We start from the raw sequence: 17,044 nt of genomic DNA, 5'->3' as shown, positions 1-17,044 counted from the left end.
TCAGAACACGATTGGTGGTGGTTTCGGCGTCGGTTTTCTAATGAGGTAATTCTACCGGCTTATCCGTTAATGAAAGAGGCGCATACAGTAAGTCTCTGATAGTTGTGATGTTCTACCCCTTCCTTCCCATTTCTTCGTGAAAAGCCCGCCTCGTCACTTCGTCGGAACCTCCTCTGACAAGATTGTCCAATTGTCAGAACGAGAGGGCTCTGATGGCAACCGAACTCAAGTCGATCCCGGACATCTGGAAACGGATGCCGAGTGAAACGCGCGAACGACGGGTCCTAGAGGGTATTATATGGTCAACCGGAAGACACTGCCCGCATTGCCTGTCGGTCGCCTCGTCGGCTCTGCGCAGGCTTGAAAAAAGCAGGTAGATGAAAGGCCAACTTTGCAAAGGTCTCTATTCTGAGCAATGGTGCCGTGAGCTGTGTGTTATCATAGGGTCATATGATTGCGGAGACAGCAGGTAGGATGCGGCGGTTTCCTGCTCCCGCAACCAGCACAATTTCCTCCGATATATAGAAGGCTTCTGGCGCAGCGCCCGAAGCCTTCTGCGTGTTTGGGCCCTCCGCACCCGCCGCCAGCCGCAGCAGCCCGGCGAGATCGCCCTAAAGGGTCAGATCCAGGCCACAGCCCTCCGAAGCGGGCGTCAGCACCATCCGCTCGACCAGCGCCCGCTGTCCGGTTGGTGTTTACGCCGATCAGCGCAGATTGAGCAATCGCCCGACGCGCGGAGCTTTCGCCTCGCGCAGCGCGGCGGGTGACTGCGGTGGTCAGGGTCTGCGCGTATTCGGCCGACGTCTGGTGATCCAAGGACAACCGTGGGCGCTCGGTGTTGTAGTTCACGGCCCAAGGCGCGTTTAGTTGTTTTTGCAGCGGACAGGTGGAACGCTTGCGATCAACCTGTTGTGGCGGGGGGTACCGTGCCGACGGGGAAGACCTCGTGGCCACGCGCTTCCGGTTCCGCGTCGACGAGTTCCGCGGGAAACCCGTCGGCCAGGATCGACAGCCCGGTGGCCTCTTCCAGACGCCGGATAATGTCGTCCGTGTTGGCGCGCATTCCGTATCGTGCCTGGCCGTCTTTCATTATGGCGCTGACGAGCGGAGACAACTCCAGCGGCACATTGTTCTGTTCGGCGATGGACGCAAACAAACCCAGGTCCTTCAGAATAAGATCCATGGTGAAACTCACATCGCGTGAACCGTTCAGAATCAACTGGCTTTCCGTTTCGTGAACGAAACTGGTGCCTGACGAAATCTTTATCGCCTCATACGTCGTCGCCAGGTCCATGCCGGCGGCTTTCATGGTCACCAGCGCCTCACAGCAAGTCAAAAGATTTGCCGTTGCGAGGTAATTGGTCATCACCTTCAACGTGGATGCTGTGCCAATAGGGCCCGTGTGCAGAATCCGGCGACCCAGATGGGTCAGAAGCGGCAGCACCCGGTCGAAGGTTTCACGGGCACATCCTGCAAAAATAGATATGTTGCCGGTATCCGCTCGATGGCAGCCTCCCGACACGGGGCAATCAACGGCGGTGCCCCCCTTTTCTTCCACCAGCGTTGCAAGGCGACCGATTTCCGCGGCGTCGGTGGTCGACATCTCCAGCCAGATCTTACCGGGGCCGACCTCTGCCAGCATTGCCTCCATGACCGAGGCCGAGGCGGCAGGCGACGGAAGGCAGGTGATGACCACATCGCAATCGCGCATCAGCGCAGCGGGGCTGTTTGCCGTGCCTGCGCCGTGGGCCGCGAATGCATCCATCAGATCCTGCTGGCGATCCAGAACGGTCAGGTCAATGCCGTTGCGCAGGAGGCTCCCGGCCAGCTTTCCCCCCAGATTCCCGAGGCCTATAAAACCGACTTTCATGTTACGCTCCCATGCGGTGATGTCACTGGGAACCAGCCTGGCACGTTTCACCCGCTGATTGAAACGATGGTTTTGATTCTTGGGGTGAAGTGCCCGCCTGAATTTCCAGCGGGTCTGGTCCGGCGCTGTCCTGTTTAGGCCCTGCCGCCGGAGTACTTTTGACTGTCGTCCGAAAACGAAACGCGGGCAGTTCGGCCAGCCAGAATGACGCTGAGAAGGCGATCGGGACGCCTGCGCCGCGGTCTATTGTCAGCTGTCTTCCAGCCCGAGAAAGCCACGCATGCGTCCCGCTTGGCAACAGGCCATGTCCTTGCCGGTGACCGCTGGAACACCCGCCGAGACGGCGTGTTTCACCAGAGCGGTTTCCGCAGGATCCGTCAACGCGTCCGCAACGCACAGCGCGCCGTCGATCAACCTTTCGGAAAAGGGCGGCGGCGCTGCGCCTGGACTGCCGGCAGGCGATGCGTTGATGACAATTTCTGCATGGTCGAAGAGCGCGGTGGAGACCCGCAGATCTGCTGCCGCAGCCAGCTTTTTCGCCAAAATCGCGGCGCGGGCCTGGTCGGTGTCGATGATGGCGACGGCGGCTGCACCGCGCTTCGCGGCCTCGATGGCTATGGCCCCGCCTGCGGCACCGGCCCCGCAGATCACAATGCGGGACTGCGCGATGGAGGCGCCTGTTTGCTCAATCGCGTCCAGCATCCCGTGGCCGTCGAACATGTCACCAACCAAGTCCCCGGTCTTTGTGAGCCGGACAGTGTTTGCAACACCTAGAAAAGATGCGGTTTCGGACAGGGCGTCGCACATCTGCGCGAGGGCGACCTTGTGCGGCGTGGTGCTCAGGACGCCGGGTATATTCCGTGCGTGGCGTACCCATTGCAAAAAGGGCGCCAATCCGGCAGCGGGCAGGTCAATGGGCACGCAGACCGCATCCTGCCCCCTGGAGCGGAAGACTTCATTCCACAGGGCAGGTGTCGCAACCTGCGCCACGGGATCGCCCAGGATCGGGATGACCTGCGTCGCAGTCTGGGTCGTTTCCATCTTGTCCCCCCTTTGGCAGGCGCGTGACGCCCCCCTTGACGCCTCGTGTTGAACACTTCTAATAATGTTACACGTTTTTGGAATCAAGTAACGAAAAGGGAGCCGTGCGCTATGTTCGGCCGCAAACCCGAGAAGACGAATGCGCAAACCGTGGTCTCGGTGGTGGCGGCATCGCTGCGCCGCGATATTGCCTTTGGCGACCTGGCACCGGATTCCAAGCTGAAGATCGAAGCCCTGCGCAGCCGCTATGGTGGGTCGAACCATTCCGTGCGCGAAGCCCTGACGCAGCTGGCGTCCGAAGGGTTGGTAGAGGCCACTGCCCAGAGGGGGTTTCGCGTGGCCTCGGCGACCCAGGCGGATCTTCAGGACATCATCAAGCTGCGGGCAGAGCTGGAGCCACTGGCGCTGAAATGGGCGATGCAGAATTCGGACATTGCTTGGGAGGGGAGGCTGGTCGCCGCGCTGCACGCCACAGAACGCGCAACAGAATGCCTGCTGAAGGACCCGGACGGCGCCGTCATGATGTGGGACGAGGCGGCAAGGCAGCTGCATCAGGAGTTGATGGCGAGCTGCGGCTCTCCGCGGATGATCCGCGTGCTTGCGCAGCTCTATGACCAGTCGCGGCGCTTTCGGCTTGCGGCCTTGCGTGAAGGACGCTGCGACCCGCGCGAGCTGAGCAAGCTGCGCAGTGGCATGGTCGACGCCATTCTGGCCAAGGACGCAGATGCGGCAATTGCCAGTCTTGTCGGTGATATTCGGCATGAGCTGGACAGGCCGCCTGCGCAGGGCGGCCACTGAGACGAACTGCGCCCCGACGCGGGGCGTGTACCCAAGAGGAGGAGGAACTCACATGAAAACGTTTAACAGGCGTGCCGCACTGGCCGTTATGGGGGGGGCGCTTGCCACCCCGTATCTGGTGCGCTCGGCCCGCGCCGGAACCGCCGTGAATCTTGGCGCCTTGCGTTTTGTCAGCCATGCGCCCAGCTATATCGCCTATGACCGCGGCTACTTCAAAGAGGCCGGGCTGGATGTCAGCTTTGACTTCTTCGAGGCCGCACAGCCGATGGCGGTCGCGATTGCCTCTGGCGATACCGATTACGCGATGACCGCGATTTCCGGCGGCCTGATTTCGCTGGCAGACAAGGGTGTTGCCAAGGTTATCGGCGGCGCGCTGTCGGAGGAAAAAGGCATCTCCGGCCAGAAGATACTGGCCTCTAACGCGGCCTATGAGGCTGGCCTGCACAGCCCCGCGGATCTGGACGGCAGAACCTTTGGCATGACCCAGGCGGGCTCGTCCTTCCACTACATGGGCTCGCGTATCGCAGCGGCAGAGAATGCCAAGTTGAAGTTCAAGCCGTTGCAGAAAACCGGGGCGGTGATCGGCGCCATCAAGTCCGGGCAGATCGACGCCTGGTCCATCGTGCCGCATATCGCCAAGCCCTTGGCCGATGCCGGCGCTGTCAAGATCATCGGCGAGGTGGCGGACTACATCCCCGACTACCAGGTGACCACGGTCTTCACCTCGGCGCAGAACGCCGCCAATGAAACCGAGCAGACCCGTGCTTTCCTGGCCGCCCTGGCGCGCGGCGCGGCGGATTTCAACGCCGCTCTGGTCGACAAGACAGCAGAAGAGGGCGAGCGGGAGGCGGTCATTTCCCTGCTTGCGTCGCACATCTACCCCGACCGCGCGCCGGAGGACGCCCGCGGGCCGATCGTGAATGGCGCGATGCGGATCAATCCGGGCATGTCGCTGAACCGCGAGTCGGTCAGGAACCAGCTCAACTGGTTCAAATCGGAAGGTCTGGTCAAATCCGGCGTCGAATATGACACGCTGGTTGACGAAAGCTACGCCGAAGCCAGCGCCTGATCCCAAAGCGTCGGCTGCTCCGTCGCGTGTAGCCGACCACCCTGCCATCGGAAGTATCTATGGAACTCAGACTTGAAGGGGTCTCGCATCGCTATGGCGATGTCGAGGTCATCCGCAATATTGACCTCTCCATCCCCAAGGGGCGCATTGTCTGCATCGTTGGCCCCTCCGGCTGCGGTAAGTCCACCTTGCTGCGGTTTCTGGGCGGGTTGGAGCGCCCCACCGCCGGGACGGTCAGCCAGGTCGGCCAGCCGCCCAGCGACAGCATCAACCCGCTGACCTATGTGTTCCAGGACTTCGCGCTGCTGCCGTGGCGCACGGTGGAGGGGAACATCTCCCTAATCCTGTCTGACCACGGGGTGCCGGCGAAACGGGCAAACGCCATCATCGACGATGTGCTGGCCCGCACCAAGCTGAGCGATTTCCGCAAGGCGCTGCCCAAACAGCTGTCTGGCGGAATGAAGCAGAGGGTCGCCATCGCCCGCGCTCTTGCGGTGAATCCGGCGGTCTTGTTGATGGATGAGCCGCTGTCCGCCCTCGACAGCCAGACCCGCGAACTGTTGATGGATGATCTGGTGGATCTCTGGACCAAATCGCCCTTCACCGCGGTCTACGTGACGCACAATCTGGCCGAGGCGGTGCGCCTGGGGCATCAGGTCGTGGTGCTGTCGCGCCGCCCCGGTGCCATCAACGAGGTGATTGAGATCGACACCCCGCTGGCGGATCGCCGGTCCAATGACCCCGAACTTGAACGGACCCAACAGCATCTTTGGGCGCTGATGCGCGCCGAGGCTGAGGCCGCTGATATGGAATTGATCGATGACTGACACCGCATCCGAGACCTTAGATGTCCGCCCGGTGCAATTCCGCGGCGGCGGTTTTCGCCCGTCCTCTCCGCGTTGGGTCGGCCTGTTGGTATTTGTGCTTCTGATTGCCCTGCTGGAGTGGGGGACCCGCACGGGGGTCATCTCGTCGCTGACGGTGCCGCGTCCGTCGGATGTGTTCCACACGTTGCGGGATCTTGCGGTGTCGGGCGCGCTCTGGACCAACCTCGCCCCGTCTCTGATGCGCCTTCTGGTCGGCGGCACCATCGGCGCCAGTGCGGGCATTGCCGTCGGCGTGATGATCGGGCTGTTCTCGGTCGCCAGAGCGGGGCTGGTTCCGCTGGTTGCAGCGATCTTCCCAATTCCCAAGATCGCGCTTTTGCCGCTGTTCGTCATCTGGTTCGGCATCGACGAGGCTTCGAAATACGCCCTGATCGCCTTTGGCACCTTCACCCCCACGGTCGTGGCCACCTATGGCGCCGTGGACAACGTCGACCGCTCGCTGATCCGCATGGGGCAGAGCTTTGGCCTGCGCTGGTCGACGGTCGTGCTGCGGATCGTTCTGCCCGGTGCCATGCCCGGCATTCTGTCCGGGCTGCGCGTCAGCCTGGCCATCGCGATCATCCTGCTGGTGGCGGCTGAAATGCTGGGCGCCGAACACGGGATTGGCGCCTACATCCTGCAGGCGGGCTCGCTTTACGACCTTGAGCGCCTGTTTGCCGGGGTGACGATCCTGTCGCTGCTGGGCGTCTTGCTGTCGACAACCGTCGGGCTGGTCGAGAAACACCTGCTGGGGTGGCGTACATGAGCCGGAAAACAGAGAGTGAATACGATGTGGTTGTCGCCGGTGGCGGCGCGGCCGGCATCGGCGCGGCGCTGGGGGCTGCCCGCGTCGGGGCCAAGGTGTGCCTGGTGGAAAAATACGGGTTTCTCGGCGGCGCGGCGACGACCTCGCAGGTTCTCGCCTATTGCGGTTTTTTCCAGCAGGGGGCGGAGCCGGTAAAGGCAGTCGGTGGCGCTGGTGATCTGGTGCTCGATGCGATGCGGGCCTGCGGCATGACCGGTGAGGCCCACAATTCGGAAACCACCGGCAACTGGATCATCCTGCTGAACCCCGAGTCCGCAAAACTGGCCTTCGACAGGGTTCTGGCCGATCACGGTGTGGACGTGTTGCTGCATTCCCGTGTCGCAGCGGCAACGCGCACGGCAGACCGCATTGAATCGGTCACGGTGGCAGGGATGGAGGGCAGGCGCCGCATCATCGCCGAAGGGTTTGTGGATGCGACGGGGGATGCCAACCTGTCTCTCGTCTCCGGCGTTGAAATGCGCGAGGGCGATAGGGAGGGCAAGCTCCAGGCGGTCTCCGCGCCGATCCGGATTTCCGGTCTCGACCCCGAGACGCCAATTGATCGGCGCGCGATCCAAGCCGCCATCGCGGCGTACAACGCAACCGGCACCCACCCGATCACCCGTCGTGATGGGGGTATCTACACCCGCATTCCCGGCACTGGCGACATGTGGTGGATGATCATCGACCTTGCTTTGCGCGATCTCACCTCCGGCAGCTTCACCTGGGCCGAGCAGCGTGCCAGAGAAATGGCGAATGACTATGTGCAAATGCTGCGCGATCATGTTCCGGGTTTTGCGCGGTGCTTCCTGGCCCAATCCGGACCGCAGATTGGCATTCGCGAAAGCAGGCATCCCGCCACCCGCTATGAAATGACCGCCGAGGATCTCGCCAGCGGGCGGCAGCGTCCCGACAGCGTCGCCCGCGCGGCCTGGCCGGCGGAATTGCATGGCGAAGCAGGCAAGCCAATCTATCACCCGGTGGGCGGATCGGGATATGCCTCTGTGCCATTGGACAGCCTGAGGGTCCGTGGCCTCGACAACCTTTTTGTTGCCGGGCGCGTGGTAGGTGCCGACCCGGTCGCGTATGGATCCATTCGGGTGATGGGCACAGCCTTTGCCACCGGGGAGGCGGCCGGTATTTCCGCCGCATTGGGAACTGCCAACGGGGAGGACGTGGGCGCGGAGGTGCGCCGCCTTGGTGGTTTGACCTGACCCACGCGGCACCCATCAGCCGGTATTCCATGCTGCGCCCCGGTGGACGTCATTTGGGTATCGCGCAAAGGGCATAGCAGTTGACAGATCGGAGGAATTTGCGCAGACATCCAATCGATGGTTCCCGGCCATATCAGGCAATGGGATGAAAAGGGAATTTGGTGAGGGCCCAGCGGCCCAAGTCCAGAACTGCCCCCGCAACTGTGAGCGGTGAGTACTCCGTCAGAACCACTGGATCTGCCAGATCCGGGAAGGGACGGCACGCTTTGATCCGCAAGTCAGGAGACCTGCCATCGGCAAACCGTAACCAATCGGGCGGAGGGCCCGTGGAGGAAGAGATGACAGTGTCCACAGCGTTCTGCGCCTGCGTCTGCCCGCCTCCGCTCATGAGGCATGCATGGACGCGCGCATCTATTTGATTTCCGCAACTTACGTCAGCCAAAGCCGGTTTCGCGCATTGGCCGGCAGCCTGGCGGCGGCGGCGCCCTGCACTGCAACGGCGGTGCGGCTGGAGGGTTCTGGCGACGGGCTGTGGCGGGCGCTCGACGGGATGGCCGAGCTGGGGGCAACCCGGATTGAACTGCGCCCGGTCGGGCTGCCGTTCTCGCAAAGCCTGGAGAGCTGGCTGCCCGGTGCGGCCAGCGCCTGGCTGGCGCGCCAGGCCGGGGCGCGCCCTGAAATCCTGCTGGCCGGCGCGCCGCAGGCCGATGCGACGGTGGTGCACGCCGTCGCGCAGGCGCAGGTCGCCCTGTCGCCGATACAGCCGCGTCCCGATGGTGAATTGGGCAAGGGCTGGGACAGCCCGCCTGGTCATCGCCATCACCTGCTGGTCTGCACCGGGCCGCGCTGCCATCTGAAGGACGCCCCCTGTCTGCTGACGGCGCTGAAGGCGGAACTCGGACGGGCGCAGGTCGCCGCGGAGTGTCTGGTGACCTCCACCGGGTGCCTGTTTCCCTGCAACAGCGGGCCGGTCGTCATTCACTATCCCAAAGGCAACTGGTACCGGGTCCGCAACCGCGTGGAGGTGCGCAGCTTCGTGGCTGAGGCACTCTGTGCGGGGCGCGTGCCGGATGCTTTGATTATTCATCATTCAGGAGAGACACATGAGCTTGTTTAAGAGCCCCGCAGCGCTGTGCCTTGCTGCTGCTGCCACGGCGGCGCAGGCAGCTCCGGTCACCATTCAGGGCTGCGAAACATCGTACACCTATGAAACCGCGCCGACGCGGGCCATCACCCTGAACCAGCAGGCTACCGAAGTGATGCTGGCGCTGGGTCTGGAGAAGGCCCTGGTCGGCACCGCCTATCTGGATGACAAGATCCCGGCGCAATGGCTGGCCGCATATGACAGCGTGCCGGTGCTGGCCGAGAAATACCCGGCGGCGGAAATTGTTCTGACACAAGAGCCCGACTTCCTGTTTGCAGGCTTTGCCTCCGCCTTTTCCGAGGACAATCTGGGCGCGGCACAGAAATGGCACGATATGGGCGTTGGCACCTATCTCGTGGATGCCTCCTGCAAGGCGGCGCATCCGCAGGATGTTCCGTTGACCATCGCACCGATCCTCAAGGATATCGCGGTGATCGGTGACATTTTTGGCGTGCCGGACCGCGCCGACGCGCTGATGGCCGCCACCAAGGCCCGCATTGCGGCCGTCGAGAACAACCCGGCCGGAGCCGGGCGTACCGCCTTTATCTATGACAGCGGCACCGACACGCCGTTTTCGATCGGCTGCTGCGGCGGCCCCGCGCTGGTCGCCAAAACGGCGGGCCTGACCAGCATCAGCGCCGACGTGGAGGGCGCCTGGGTTGATCTGGCCTGGGAACGCGTTGTCGAGGCAGACCCGGATGTGATCCTGCTGATCGAGGCGGAATGGTCCTCGGCGCAAGAAAAGCGGGACTACATGGAAGCCGACCCGGTGCTGTCCCAGCTGACCGCGGTCAAGGCGCAGCGCTATGTGGTGGTGCCGTTCTCGGAAACCTTGCTGGGCACGCGTTTTGCCGATGGGGTCGAGAATCTGAATGCGCAGTTGGCGGCGCTGCGCTGAATGCAGGCGCGCTTTCCGCTTCTGTTCCCGGCGGCCTTGGCGGCGATGGTGCTTGCGGCCATCGCCGGTGTGCTGTGGGGCACGGCCGACATCGGCTGGGCGGACCGCCTCGCGATCCTGAGCCGGAGCGAGGATGCCCCACGTGGGCTGTCGCTGATCGTGTGGCAATGGCGCATCCCGAGGGTGATGGCGGTGGGCCTGATCGGGGCCGGTTTGTCCCTGGCGGGGGCGCTGATGCAGACGGCGCTGCGCAACCCGATGGCGGACCCTTACCTGATGGGGTTGTCCTCTGGTGCGTCGGCGGCGGCGGTGGCGGCGATCATCTGGCTGCCTGCCGCGATCACCGACTGGCTGGGGGTGCCGCTGATTGCCTTTCTGGGGGCGGCAGCGGCCTTTGCGCTGACCATGGGGCTGTCGCAACGGCGCGGCCAGCCGATGGATCCGCTGATCGTGGTGCTCGCCGGGGTGGCGGTGTCGCTAATGTTTCAGTCGCTCACCGCTTTTTTTCTGTATGTCGGCGATCCCCATGCGACCCGCAATGCCATGGGCTGGCTGATGGGCACCGCCGCCGGAACCGAGTGGCAGGAGGTGCCGTTGCTGGCGGTTTCGGTGGCGGTGTTGGGGGCGCTGTTTCTGACCCAGGCCAATGCGCTGGATGCCACCCTGCTGGGCGAGGAGCGCGCCCAGGCGCTGGGCATCCGCACCGCCCGGCTGCGGGCGATGATCTTTGTCGCCACGGTGCTGCTGACCGGCTTGGCAGTGGCGGTTGCCGGGATCGTCGGTTTCGTCGGTCTCATCGTGCCGCACATGGCGCGGCTGCTGGTCGGAGCCCGGCACCGGGTGCTGCTGCCCATCACCATGGTGCTGGGGGCAACGGTGCTGATTGTGGTTGACCTTATGTGTCGGGTGCTGCTTGCTCCGGAGGAGCTGCCGCTGGGCGTGCTGCTGGCGCTGTTTGCGGCACCGCCGTTCATCTTCATCCTGAGAGGGCTGCGCCGTGCCGTCTGAGCTTGCGTTGGAAATCGACAACCTGACGGTGGAGATCGCTGGCGCCGCTTATGTGCGCGACGTGTCGCTGGCGGTGCCGAGGGGGCAGATCCATGGGCTGCTGGGGCCGAACGGCGCGGGCAAGACAACGCTGCTGCGCAGTCTTTACCGTGCGGTGGCACCGACTGCGGGGCAGATCCGGGCACAGGGGCGGCCAATCGGCGACCATGCGCATCACGAATGGGCCCGCAAGCTGGGCGCGCTGGTGCAAAGCGCAGGCCTGCTGGCCGGGCTGACACCGCGCGACATCGTCGAGATTGGCCTGTCGGTGCTGGAGCTGTCGCGTGATGACTTTACCCGCCGTCGCCAGGAGGCGCTGGCGCTTGCAGGCCTGGCGGACAAGCAGGACCAGCCGGCCGGCAACCTGTCCGGCGGAGAGCTGCAGCGCTGCTATTTCGCCCAGCTTCTGGCCTGCGATCCGGAAATATATGTGCTGGACGAGCCGACCAACCACCTGGACCTGCATTACCAGTTGGCGTTGCTGGACGAGGTCAGGCGCCGCGGCCGCACCGTGTTGATGACCCTGCATGACCTGAACCTTGCGGTGCGCTATTGCGACCAGGTCTATCTGATGGCCGGCGGGCGCATTGTTGAACACGGCCGTCCGCTGGAAGTTCTGAACCGGCAGAACCTGATGACCCATTACCTGGTCGACGGCCAGTTTCAGGGCAATGCGTTGTCCCTCACCGGTCCGATCCGCCAGCAGGCTGAGCCGCGGCAGGCGTAGCGCGCGCTGCACAGGCAGGTCCGGCGCCTAGCCACCGCAAGGCGCGGACCAGTCCATTCCGGTAAAATCCTCGCGGAAGGCAAAGGTTTCCAGATGGGAGTCGATCACCGCGCGGCCGCGCTCCAACGCGGCAGTGTCCGGCCCGGTGATCTCGGCGCGCAGTTCGGTTTCGCAGGCGTGCAGAGTTGCCGGGCCAAAAGGAAACGGCACGCGGCCTTCCGTTTCGTCGCAAACCGCTGGAACCTTGTGGCCAAAATGCTTGCACAGCTGGCGCATGTACTTGCTGGCATGGGCGGTCTGAAACCGGCCTGTTTGTCGGAACATGGTGTCTGGCTTTCGTTGGCTGGGGCGTCCGGGGATGGCTGCTGCCCCCCCCCCGAATACACCTTTTATTGCTTCGATCAGAACTTCAGTCGCGCGGTCAGGCCGATGGTGCGGCCGGGCTCGTTCAGCGCGATCACCCGGCTGGCATCCACCCCGTCCGAGCTGCGGCTGGCGTAGGTTTCGTCAAACAGGTTGCGCACATCCAGCCGGACCTCCAGGTTACCGAGGCTGCGCGGGGTGTAGGCGGCATAGACGTTCACCACCTCATAGCCGGGCAGCGGCGCCGCGGCGTCGCTGTATGCGCGAGCGATCTCGGCGGTGCCGCCGAATTGCCACTGGTCGTCCAGCGCCCAGCCGCCCTCCAACGCGATAATCTGCCCCATCGGCCGCCCCAGGTAATAGGCGGTAGAGCCGACAGCATCGCCGTCCATGGTCACGTCCGCATAGGTCCAGTTCAGCCGGGCAAAGCCTGCACCCCAGTTGTATTCCAGCGATGCATCTACGCCCTCGCTGGTGAGGTCGGCAGTTGCGCCCCTGGCGCCTGCAGTGGGCAGGACGGCGGCGATGTCATCGACATCGGTGCGAAACACCGCGGCACTGGCCTTCCAGTTGCCATTGTCGAACCGCAGACCGATCCGGCCTGCCCGCACCCGCGAGGCGGCGAAGGCGTCGTAGGTCCAGGCGGTGCCAAAGTTGACCAGCGCCGCCTCGCCCAGTTCGTAGCCGCCCCAGGTCGAGGCGGCGCCGGCGTTCAGGGTCCATTTGTCGGACAGGATCACGTCAATCGCCCCGTTGGCGCTGAAGCCATCGTCGGAGAACTTGCGCCCGTCCGCGCCGGTAAAGTCCTGCGAATCGTAGCGACCGCCATAGCTGACGGACACGCGGCCCCCGAGATCTTGACGCGCCTGCGCAAAAAGACCGTAGTTCTGAAGCTTCTCGCGGCCGGTGCTGCCAAGCACGCCGGGGCCGCGGCCTTCGCCTTCGGCGGTCTCATCGAAGAAATCAAAACCCGCGGTCACCGACCCACCGGCGATGGCAAAGCGGTTTTTGAAGGTTCCGCTGAAGCTCTTGTTGCTGCCATAGACACCGCCGGCGTCGATTTCCTGCTCGTTGTGGCTTAGCTGGATCGTCGGATCCCAGAGGCCATAGGCCTCGGCGTTGGAATAGGTCAGCGCATAGGAGGTCCGGCGCGACAGCCCCTCGGTCAGGACGCTGGTGGCCCCGGCAACGCCGGCAAAATCCGGACGGATGAACAGGAGGCCGCCGGGACCCGCTTGGGCGGTGCGCAGGCCGGTGTCTTCGGTCTGCGAGGCGGCGAATTCAAACCGGTGGCCGCTGTCGAATTGATAGGCAAATTTTCCCACGTAGTCGGTTAGGTCGGCGCCGGTGCCCAGCACGGTATTGCCGTCGCCATCTTCATAATCGTCGCCGGTGCGGCGGGTGGCGTTCAGCAGGTATTCGAACCCGCCCTGGCGGCCAAAGATCGCCAGCGCGCTTTCGAGGTCGGTGCCGTTGTCGCTGGTGCCCAGTTTCACGCGGCCGCCGAAGGTCTCACCCGCGTCCAGCAGGTCTCTGGCGTCCTTGGTTTCATAGGCGATCGAGCCTGCCAGCGCGCCCGGACCAGCATCGGCCGGCGCCAGACCCTTGGTGATCTCCACCGATTTCAGCAGCTCCGGATCCAGCAGCACATTGCCGGTGTGGTGGAAGGCGGATTTGTTCTGCCGCGCGCCGTCGATGGTGACGGACAGCAGGCTTTCCTCAATCCCGTTCACATAGACCTTCTGCGCAATCGCCGCGCCGCCACCGGTGGTGACGGCGCTTTCGCCTGCAAAGACATCCTTGGTGCTGGAGGGGTTGCGCGCCGCGATCTCCTCTTCGGTAATTTGATCGTTGCCCAACACGGTCTGCGCGTCGGCAGCCTGGATGCGGATTTCGTCCAGCAGGAGCGGTGCGGTCCCCTGGTCGGCCTGCTGGGCCGCGGCCGACAGGGCCAGCAGGGGCGTGGTCATGGCGGTGCCCGCCAGCATGAAAGAACGCAGTGTCATCCGTGACATGTGCTACTCCTAGAAAAGTTGACTATTTAACTTGGGTAGTTAAACTGCCCGGACTTTCCCTGCCAGTTGGCGGTCTTTGCGCTTTGTTCAAAATCCTTTGTCAAATGTGCGAAATGAGGCCGCCACCCAGCCAGAGGGGCAACCTCCAGTTCGGAAAACGCTGATGGCCGGGACCGCAGACGCACTTCCCAATGTGATAGATTTTGAACCAAAGCTGGACTGGTGCGGCCATACCGACCGGCCGGGGGCAGGGGTCTTTGACGGGGTGGTGACGGCCTTGCAGATGCGCAGTGGCTTCGGGCTGCACACGCTGAATGCCACCGCCCGCGAGCGTTTTGAGGTGCGCAGCTGCCGCAAGCCGGGGGTGGTGCTGCATTGCTTCCTCGACGGTGTGGCGGATGCAGAGCTGGCGGGGCAGCCGATGAACTTGGGGCGCAGACCGGGGGAGCCGGTCAAGCTGGTGCTGACCTCCGTGCGCGAGTGCCAGCCGTTCACCCGCCGCTCGCAACCGCTTGAGTACGTCCGCAAAGTTAGCATCCAGATGTCGCATGGCTGGCTCGCCGAGAACGGTTTGCAATTGCCAAACGACGGCGAGGCGGTCCAGCACCTGGAGCGGCTGGCCGGGCCAGAGGACATCCGGGCGCTGGAGACCTTGGCGCGGATGCCCGGCTTTGCCGCGCCGTCGGCACGGTTGCAGGCGGAGGCGATGTCGCTGGGGCTGGTGGCGCGGTGCTTTGACGGGCTGGCTGACGGGCCGTGGCGGGTCGCGCCGACCGCGCGCGAACAGCGGCAGCTGCGCCGGATCGATGCGTTGGCGCGCCGCCCCGGTCCATTGCCGTCCTTGCAGGATCTGGCGCGTGAGGCAGGGCTAAGCCTGTCGGGGCTGCGGCGGTTGGTGCGGGCAGCGCATGGCTGCGCGCCGCTGGCGCATGTACGCCGCCTGCGGCTGGAGCGCGCGCGCGGGGCGCTGGCGGCTGACCAGATCAGTGTTGAGGAGGCGGCGGAGCTGGCGGGCTATGGCTCGGCGGCGAATTTCGCCACTGCCTTTCGCCGCCAGTTCGGCATCGCGCCGTCGCAGGCGCGGCGTTAGGGTCCGGCGGCTGCGCGCAGCCGCCGACCTTGGATCAGAAAATCGCCGAAGGCAGCCAGGTGGCCAGGCCGGGGATCATCCAGACCAGCAGCACCCCCAGCGCTTGCAGGCCGATGAAGGGCACGACCCCCTGATAGATGTGGCGCGTGGTGATCTCGCTGGGGGCAGCCCCGCGCAGGTAGAACAGCGAGAAGCCGAACGGCGGCGTCAGGAAGCTGGTCTGCAAGTTGATGGCGATCAGAATGCCCAACCAGACCGGGTCATGCCCCATCAGGATCAGCGTCGGCGTCACCAGCGGCAGCACGATCACCGAGATCTCGACAAAGTCGAGGAAGAAACCCAGCACAAAGATCAGCAGCATGCAGAACAGCAATGCGCCGGTTGGCCCGCCCGGCATGTCGCCCAGGATATGTGCCACGCGTTCTTCGCCGCCGAGGCCGATGAACACAAGCGAGAACATCCCCGCTGCCAGGATGGTTGCAAAGATCATTGCCGTCATCGTGGTGGTGGAGGTCACCGCGTCATGCAGCACCCGTTTCTTCAGGCCGCTGCGCAGCGCCATCACGACAGCGATGGCCCCCAGTACGGTCAGCAGCGCATAGAAAATGCCGATGGCCAAGTCGCCAGTGCTGAGGTCGCTGCGCTGCAGCCGCACCGGGTGCAGCCCAGACAGGATGCCCAGCAGGATCAGCGCCGCCGCGCCCAGCAGGATGATTCGCGCAGGCCCGCCTGCCCGCAGCCCCGCCATAAGCAGCGCACCGACGGCGCCAACGGATGCGGCCTCTGTCGGGGTCGCGATGCCTCCGAGGATGGCCCCGAGCACGGCAAAGATCAGCAGGATCGGCGGCACCACGGCGCCAAGAACCTGACGGCGGCTGGGGCGGGCCATGGCGAGCGGGGCGGCCGGCATGTCCTGCGGCCGCAGCGCGCCGCGCGCCAGGATATACAGCAGATACAACACCACCAGCACCAGGCCGGGGATCAGCGCCGCGGCAAAGAACTGACCCACCGACAGGGCCTCAACCGAGAACTTCCCCTGTTCGTACTGGGCCTGCTGATAGGCGTTGGACATCACGTCCGCCAGGATGATCAGCAGGGTCGAGGGCGGGATGATCTGGCCCAGTGTGCCGGCGGTGCAGACGATCCCCGAGGCCACCCGCGGATCGTAGCCCGCGCGCAGCATGGCGGGCAGGGCGATCATGCCCATCGCCACCACCGTGGCGCCGACGATCCCGGTCGAGGCAGCCAACAGGGCTCCCACCAGCACGACCGAGATGCCAAGCCCGCCTTTCAGCTGGCCGAACAGCCGCCCCATGGTGTCCAACAGGTCCTCCGCAATGCGGCTTTTTTCCAGGATCGCACCCATCAGCACGAACAGCGGAATGGCGATCAGAACCTGATTGCTGATGAGGCCAAAGGCCCGCTGCCCCAAGGCACCCAGCAGGGTGACATCCATCACCCCCAGAAGCCAGCCCAGATAGGCAAACAGTATCGCGGTTCCGGCAATGCTGAAGGCCACCGGAAAGCCCAGCAGGATCGCCGCCATCAGCGCGGCGAACATGATCACGTCGAGGTATTCGGTCATTGGGCGGGTCTTTCGGAAAACAGGCGGATCAGCAGGGCGACGGATTGAAGCATGACAAGAACGCAGAACGCGGGGATCAGGGATTTCAGCAGAAACACGGCCTCAATCCCGCCCACGGCGATCGGACCTTCGAAGATTTTCCAGGAGTTGCGCACCGAGGGCCAGGACCAGTAAAGCAGCGCCAGCATCGACGGCAACAGCAGGAACACGTGCCCAAAGATGTCGATCCGGCGCTGGGCACGCGGGCTGAGGCCCGCGTAGAACACGTCCACCCGAACGTGTTTGTCGACCAGCAAGGTATAGCCTGCCGCCAGCATGAACAGGGTGGCATGCATGTACAGAACACTTTCCTGCGCCGCGATCGAATTCACGCCGAACACGTAGCGGCCGACGACGATAGAAAACTGCGCCAGCACCATCATCAGTGCCAGCCAGCGTAACACGCCCGCCAGCTGCCGGTTGAGGCCGTCCAGCCTGTCAGCGACCCAAAGCATCCTGCTTCCTCCCCATCA

Annotated in this window: 15 protein-coding genes, 3 pseudogenes and 1 riboswitch; of the genes and pseudogenes, 11 read left to right on the top strand and 7 right to left on the bottom strand. The window is 64.2% G+C overall.

The genetic code is table 11. From position 1 onward, the window contains the following. Positions 1 to 212: 212 nt before the first annotated feature. Positions 213 to 356, top strand: a pseudogene (locus AC0IPL_RS12535) (IS1595 family transposase); the annotation flags it as partial. Between the two features lie 328 nt (positions 357 to 684). On the opposite strand, the pseudogene AC0IPL_RS12530 reads toward AC0IPL_RS12535, so the two are convergent. The 3 genes and pseudogenes from AC0IPL_RS12530 to AC0IPL_RS12520 form a co-directional block, all read right to left on the bottom strand. Continuing rightward, a pseudogene (locus AC0IPL_RS12530) lies at positions 685 to 861 on the bottom strand (IS3 family transposase); the annotation flags it as partial. Between the two features lie 40 nt (positions 862 to 901). Further along, a pseudogene (locus AC0IPL_RS12525) lies at positions 902 to 1,927 on the bottom strand (NAD(P)-dependent oxidoreductase); the annotation flags it as partial. A gap of 192 nt (positions 1,928 to 2,119) precedes the next feature. Then, positions 2,120 to 2,911 (bottom strand): shikimate dehydrogenase family protein, encoded by a 792-nt coding sequence (locus AC0IPL_RS12520; protein WP_474274860.1) that lies wholly within the window; start codon positions 2,909 to 2,911, stop codon positions 2,120 to 2,122. Between the two features lie 111 nt (positions 2,912 to 3,022). Between AC0IPL_RS12520 and AC0IPL_RS12515 the strand changes: the two genes are divergently transcribed. From AC0IPL_RS12515 to AC0IPL_RS12475, 9 genes are all read left to right on the top strand, one after another. Further along, positions 3,023 to 3,709, top strand: coding sequence for a GntR family transcriptional regulator (locus tag AC0IPL_RS12515; RefSeq protein ID WP_474274859.1), 687 nt, complete (start codon positions 3,023 to 3,025; stop codon positions 3,707 to 3,709). Positions 3,710 to 3,761: 52 nt separating this feature from the next. Further along, positions 3,762 to 4,778, top strand: coding sequence for an ABC transporter substrate-binding protein (locus tag AC0IPL_RS12510; RefSeq protein WP_474274858.1), 1,017 nt, complete (start codon positions 3,762 to 3,764; stop codon positions 4,776 to 4,778). Positions 4,779 to 4,837: 59 nt separating this feature from the next. Then, complete coding sequence (locus AC0IPL_RS12505) at positions 4,838 to 5,605, top strand: ABC transporter ATP-binding protein (protein WP_474274857.1); 768 nt, start codon at positions 4,838 to 4,840, stop codon at positions 5,603 to 5,605. Continuing rightward, positions 5,598 to 6,410: an ABC transporter permease gene (locus tag AC0IPL_RS12500; protein WP_474274856.1), complete on the top strand. Its 813-nt coding sequence runs from the start codon at positions 5,598 to 5,600 to the stop codon at positions 6,408 to 6,410. Before AC0IPL_RS12505 ends, AC0IPL_RS12500 begins: the two co-directional genes overlap by 8 nt. Then, complete coding sequence (locus AC0IPL_RS12495) at positions 6,407 to 7,663, top strand: FAD-dependent oxidoreductase (protein ID WP_474274855.1); 1,257 nt, start codon at positions 6,407 to 6,409, stop codon at positions 7,661 to 7,663. The genes AC0IPL_RS12500 and AC0IPL_RS12495 overlap by 4 nt, the downstream gene beginning before the upstream one ends. Positions 7,664 to 7,764: 101 nt before the next feature. Further along, a riboswitch (cobalamin riboswitch) is annotated at positions 7,765 to 7,972 on the top strand. 88 nt (positions 7,973 to 8,060) lie between these two features. Then, positions 8,061 to 8,780: a (2Fe-2S) ferredoxin domain-containing protein gene (locus tag AC0IPL_RS12490; protein ID WP_474274854.1), complete on the top strand. Its 720-nt coding sequence runs from the start codon at positions 8,061 to 8,063 to the stop codon at positions 8,778 to 8,780. Next, positions 8,767 to 9,705 (top strand): ABC transporter substrate-binding protein, encoded by a 939-nt coding sequence (locus AC0IPL_RS12485; protein WP_474274853.1) that lies wholly within the window; start codon positions 8,767 to 8,769, stop codon positions 9,703 to 9,705. The genes AC0IPL_RS12490 and AC0IPL_RS12485 overlap by 14 nt, the downstream gene beginning before the upstream one ends. After that, complete coding sequence (locus AC0IPL_RS12480; RefSeq protein ID WP_474274852.1) at positions 9,706 to 10,713, top strand: FecCD family ABC transporter permease; 1,008 nt, start codon at positions 9,706 to 9,708, stop codon at positions 10,711 to 10,713. It abuts the gene before it with no gap. Continuing rightward, a complete protein-coding gene (locus tag AC0IPL_RS12475; RefSeq protein WP_474274851.1) occupies positions 10,703 to 11,479 on the top strand; it encodes an ABC transporter ATP-binding protein in 777 nt (258 codons plus the stop codon). Before AC0IPL_RS12480 ends, AC0IPL_RS12475 begins: the two co-directional genes overlap by 11 nt. 27 nt (positions 11,480 to 11,506) lie before the next feature. Here the strand turns inward: AC0IPL_RS12475 and AC0IPL_RS12470 are convergent, their stop codons facing one another. Both AC0IPL_RS12470 and AC0IPL_RS12465 read right to left on the bottom strand, forming a co-directional pair. After that, positions 11,507 to 11,803 carry a DUF2218 domain-containing protein gene (locus AC0IPL_RS12470; RefSeq protein ID WP_474274850.1) on the bottom strand — a complete coding sequence of 99 codons (297 nt, stop codon included), beginning with the start codon at positions 11,801 to 11,803 and terminating at the stop codon, positions 11,507 to 11,509. Positions 11,804 to 11,880: 77 nt separating this feature from the next. After that, positions 11,881 to 13,857 (bottom strand): TonB-dependent receptor domain-containing protein, encoded by a 1,977-nt coding sequence (locus AC0IPL_RS12465; RefSeq protein WP_474274849.1) that lies wholly within the window; start codon positions 13,855 to 13,857, stop codon positions 11,881 to 11,883. Positions 13,858 to 14,020: 163 nt separating this feature from the next. Between AC0IPL_RS12465 and AC0IPL_RS12460 the strand changes: the two genes are divergently transcribed. Beyond that, positions 14,021 to 14,947: an AraC family transcriptional regulator gene (locus AC0IPL_RS12460; RefSeq protein WP_474274848.1), complete on the top strand. Its 927-nt coding sequence runs from the start codon at positions 14,021 to 14,023 to the stop codon at positions 14,945 to 14,947. 34 nt (positions 14,948 to 14,981) lie between these two features. Here the strand turns inward: AC0IPL_RS12460 and AC0IPL_RS12455 are convergent, their stop codons facing one another. Continuing rightward, positions 14,982 to 16,532 (bottom strand): TRAP transporter large permease, encoded by a 1,551-nt coding sequence (locus tag AC0IPL_RS12455; RefSeq protein WP_474274847.1) that lies wholly within the window; start codon positions 16,530 to 16,532, stop codon positions 14,982 to 14,984. Further along, positions 16,529 to 17,026: a TRAP transporter small permease subunit gene (locus AC0IPL_RS12450; RefSeq protein WP_474274846.1), complete on the bottom strand. Its 498-nt coding sequence runs from the start codon at positions 17,024 to 17,026 to the stop codon at positions 16,529 to 16,531. The genes AC0IPL_RS12455 and AC0IPL_RS12450 overlap by 4 nt, the downstream gene beginning before the upstream one ends. Positions 17,027 to 17,044 lie beyond the last annotated feature (18 nt).

This window comes from Leisingera sp. SA32 (assembly GCF_056033425.1).
The sequence above is the reverse complement of the archived record's forward strand: the minus strand, read 5'-3'. Positions and strand labels throughout refer to the sequence as shown.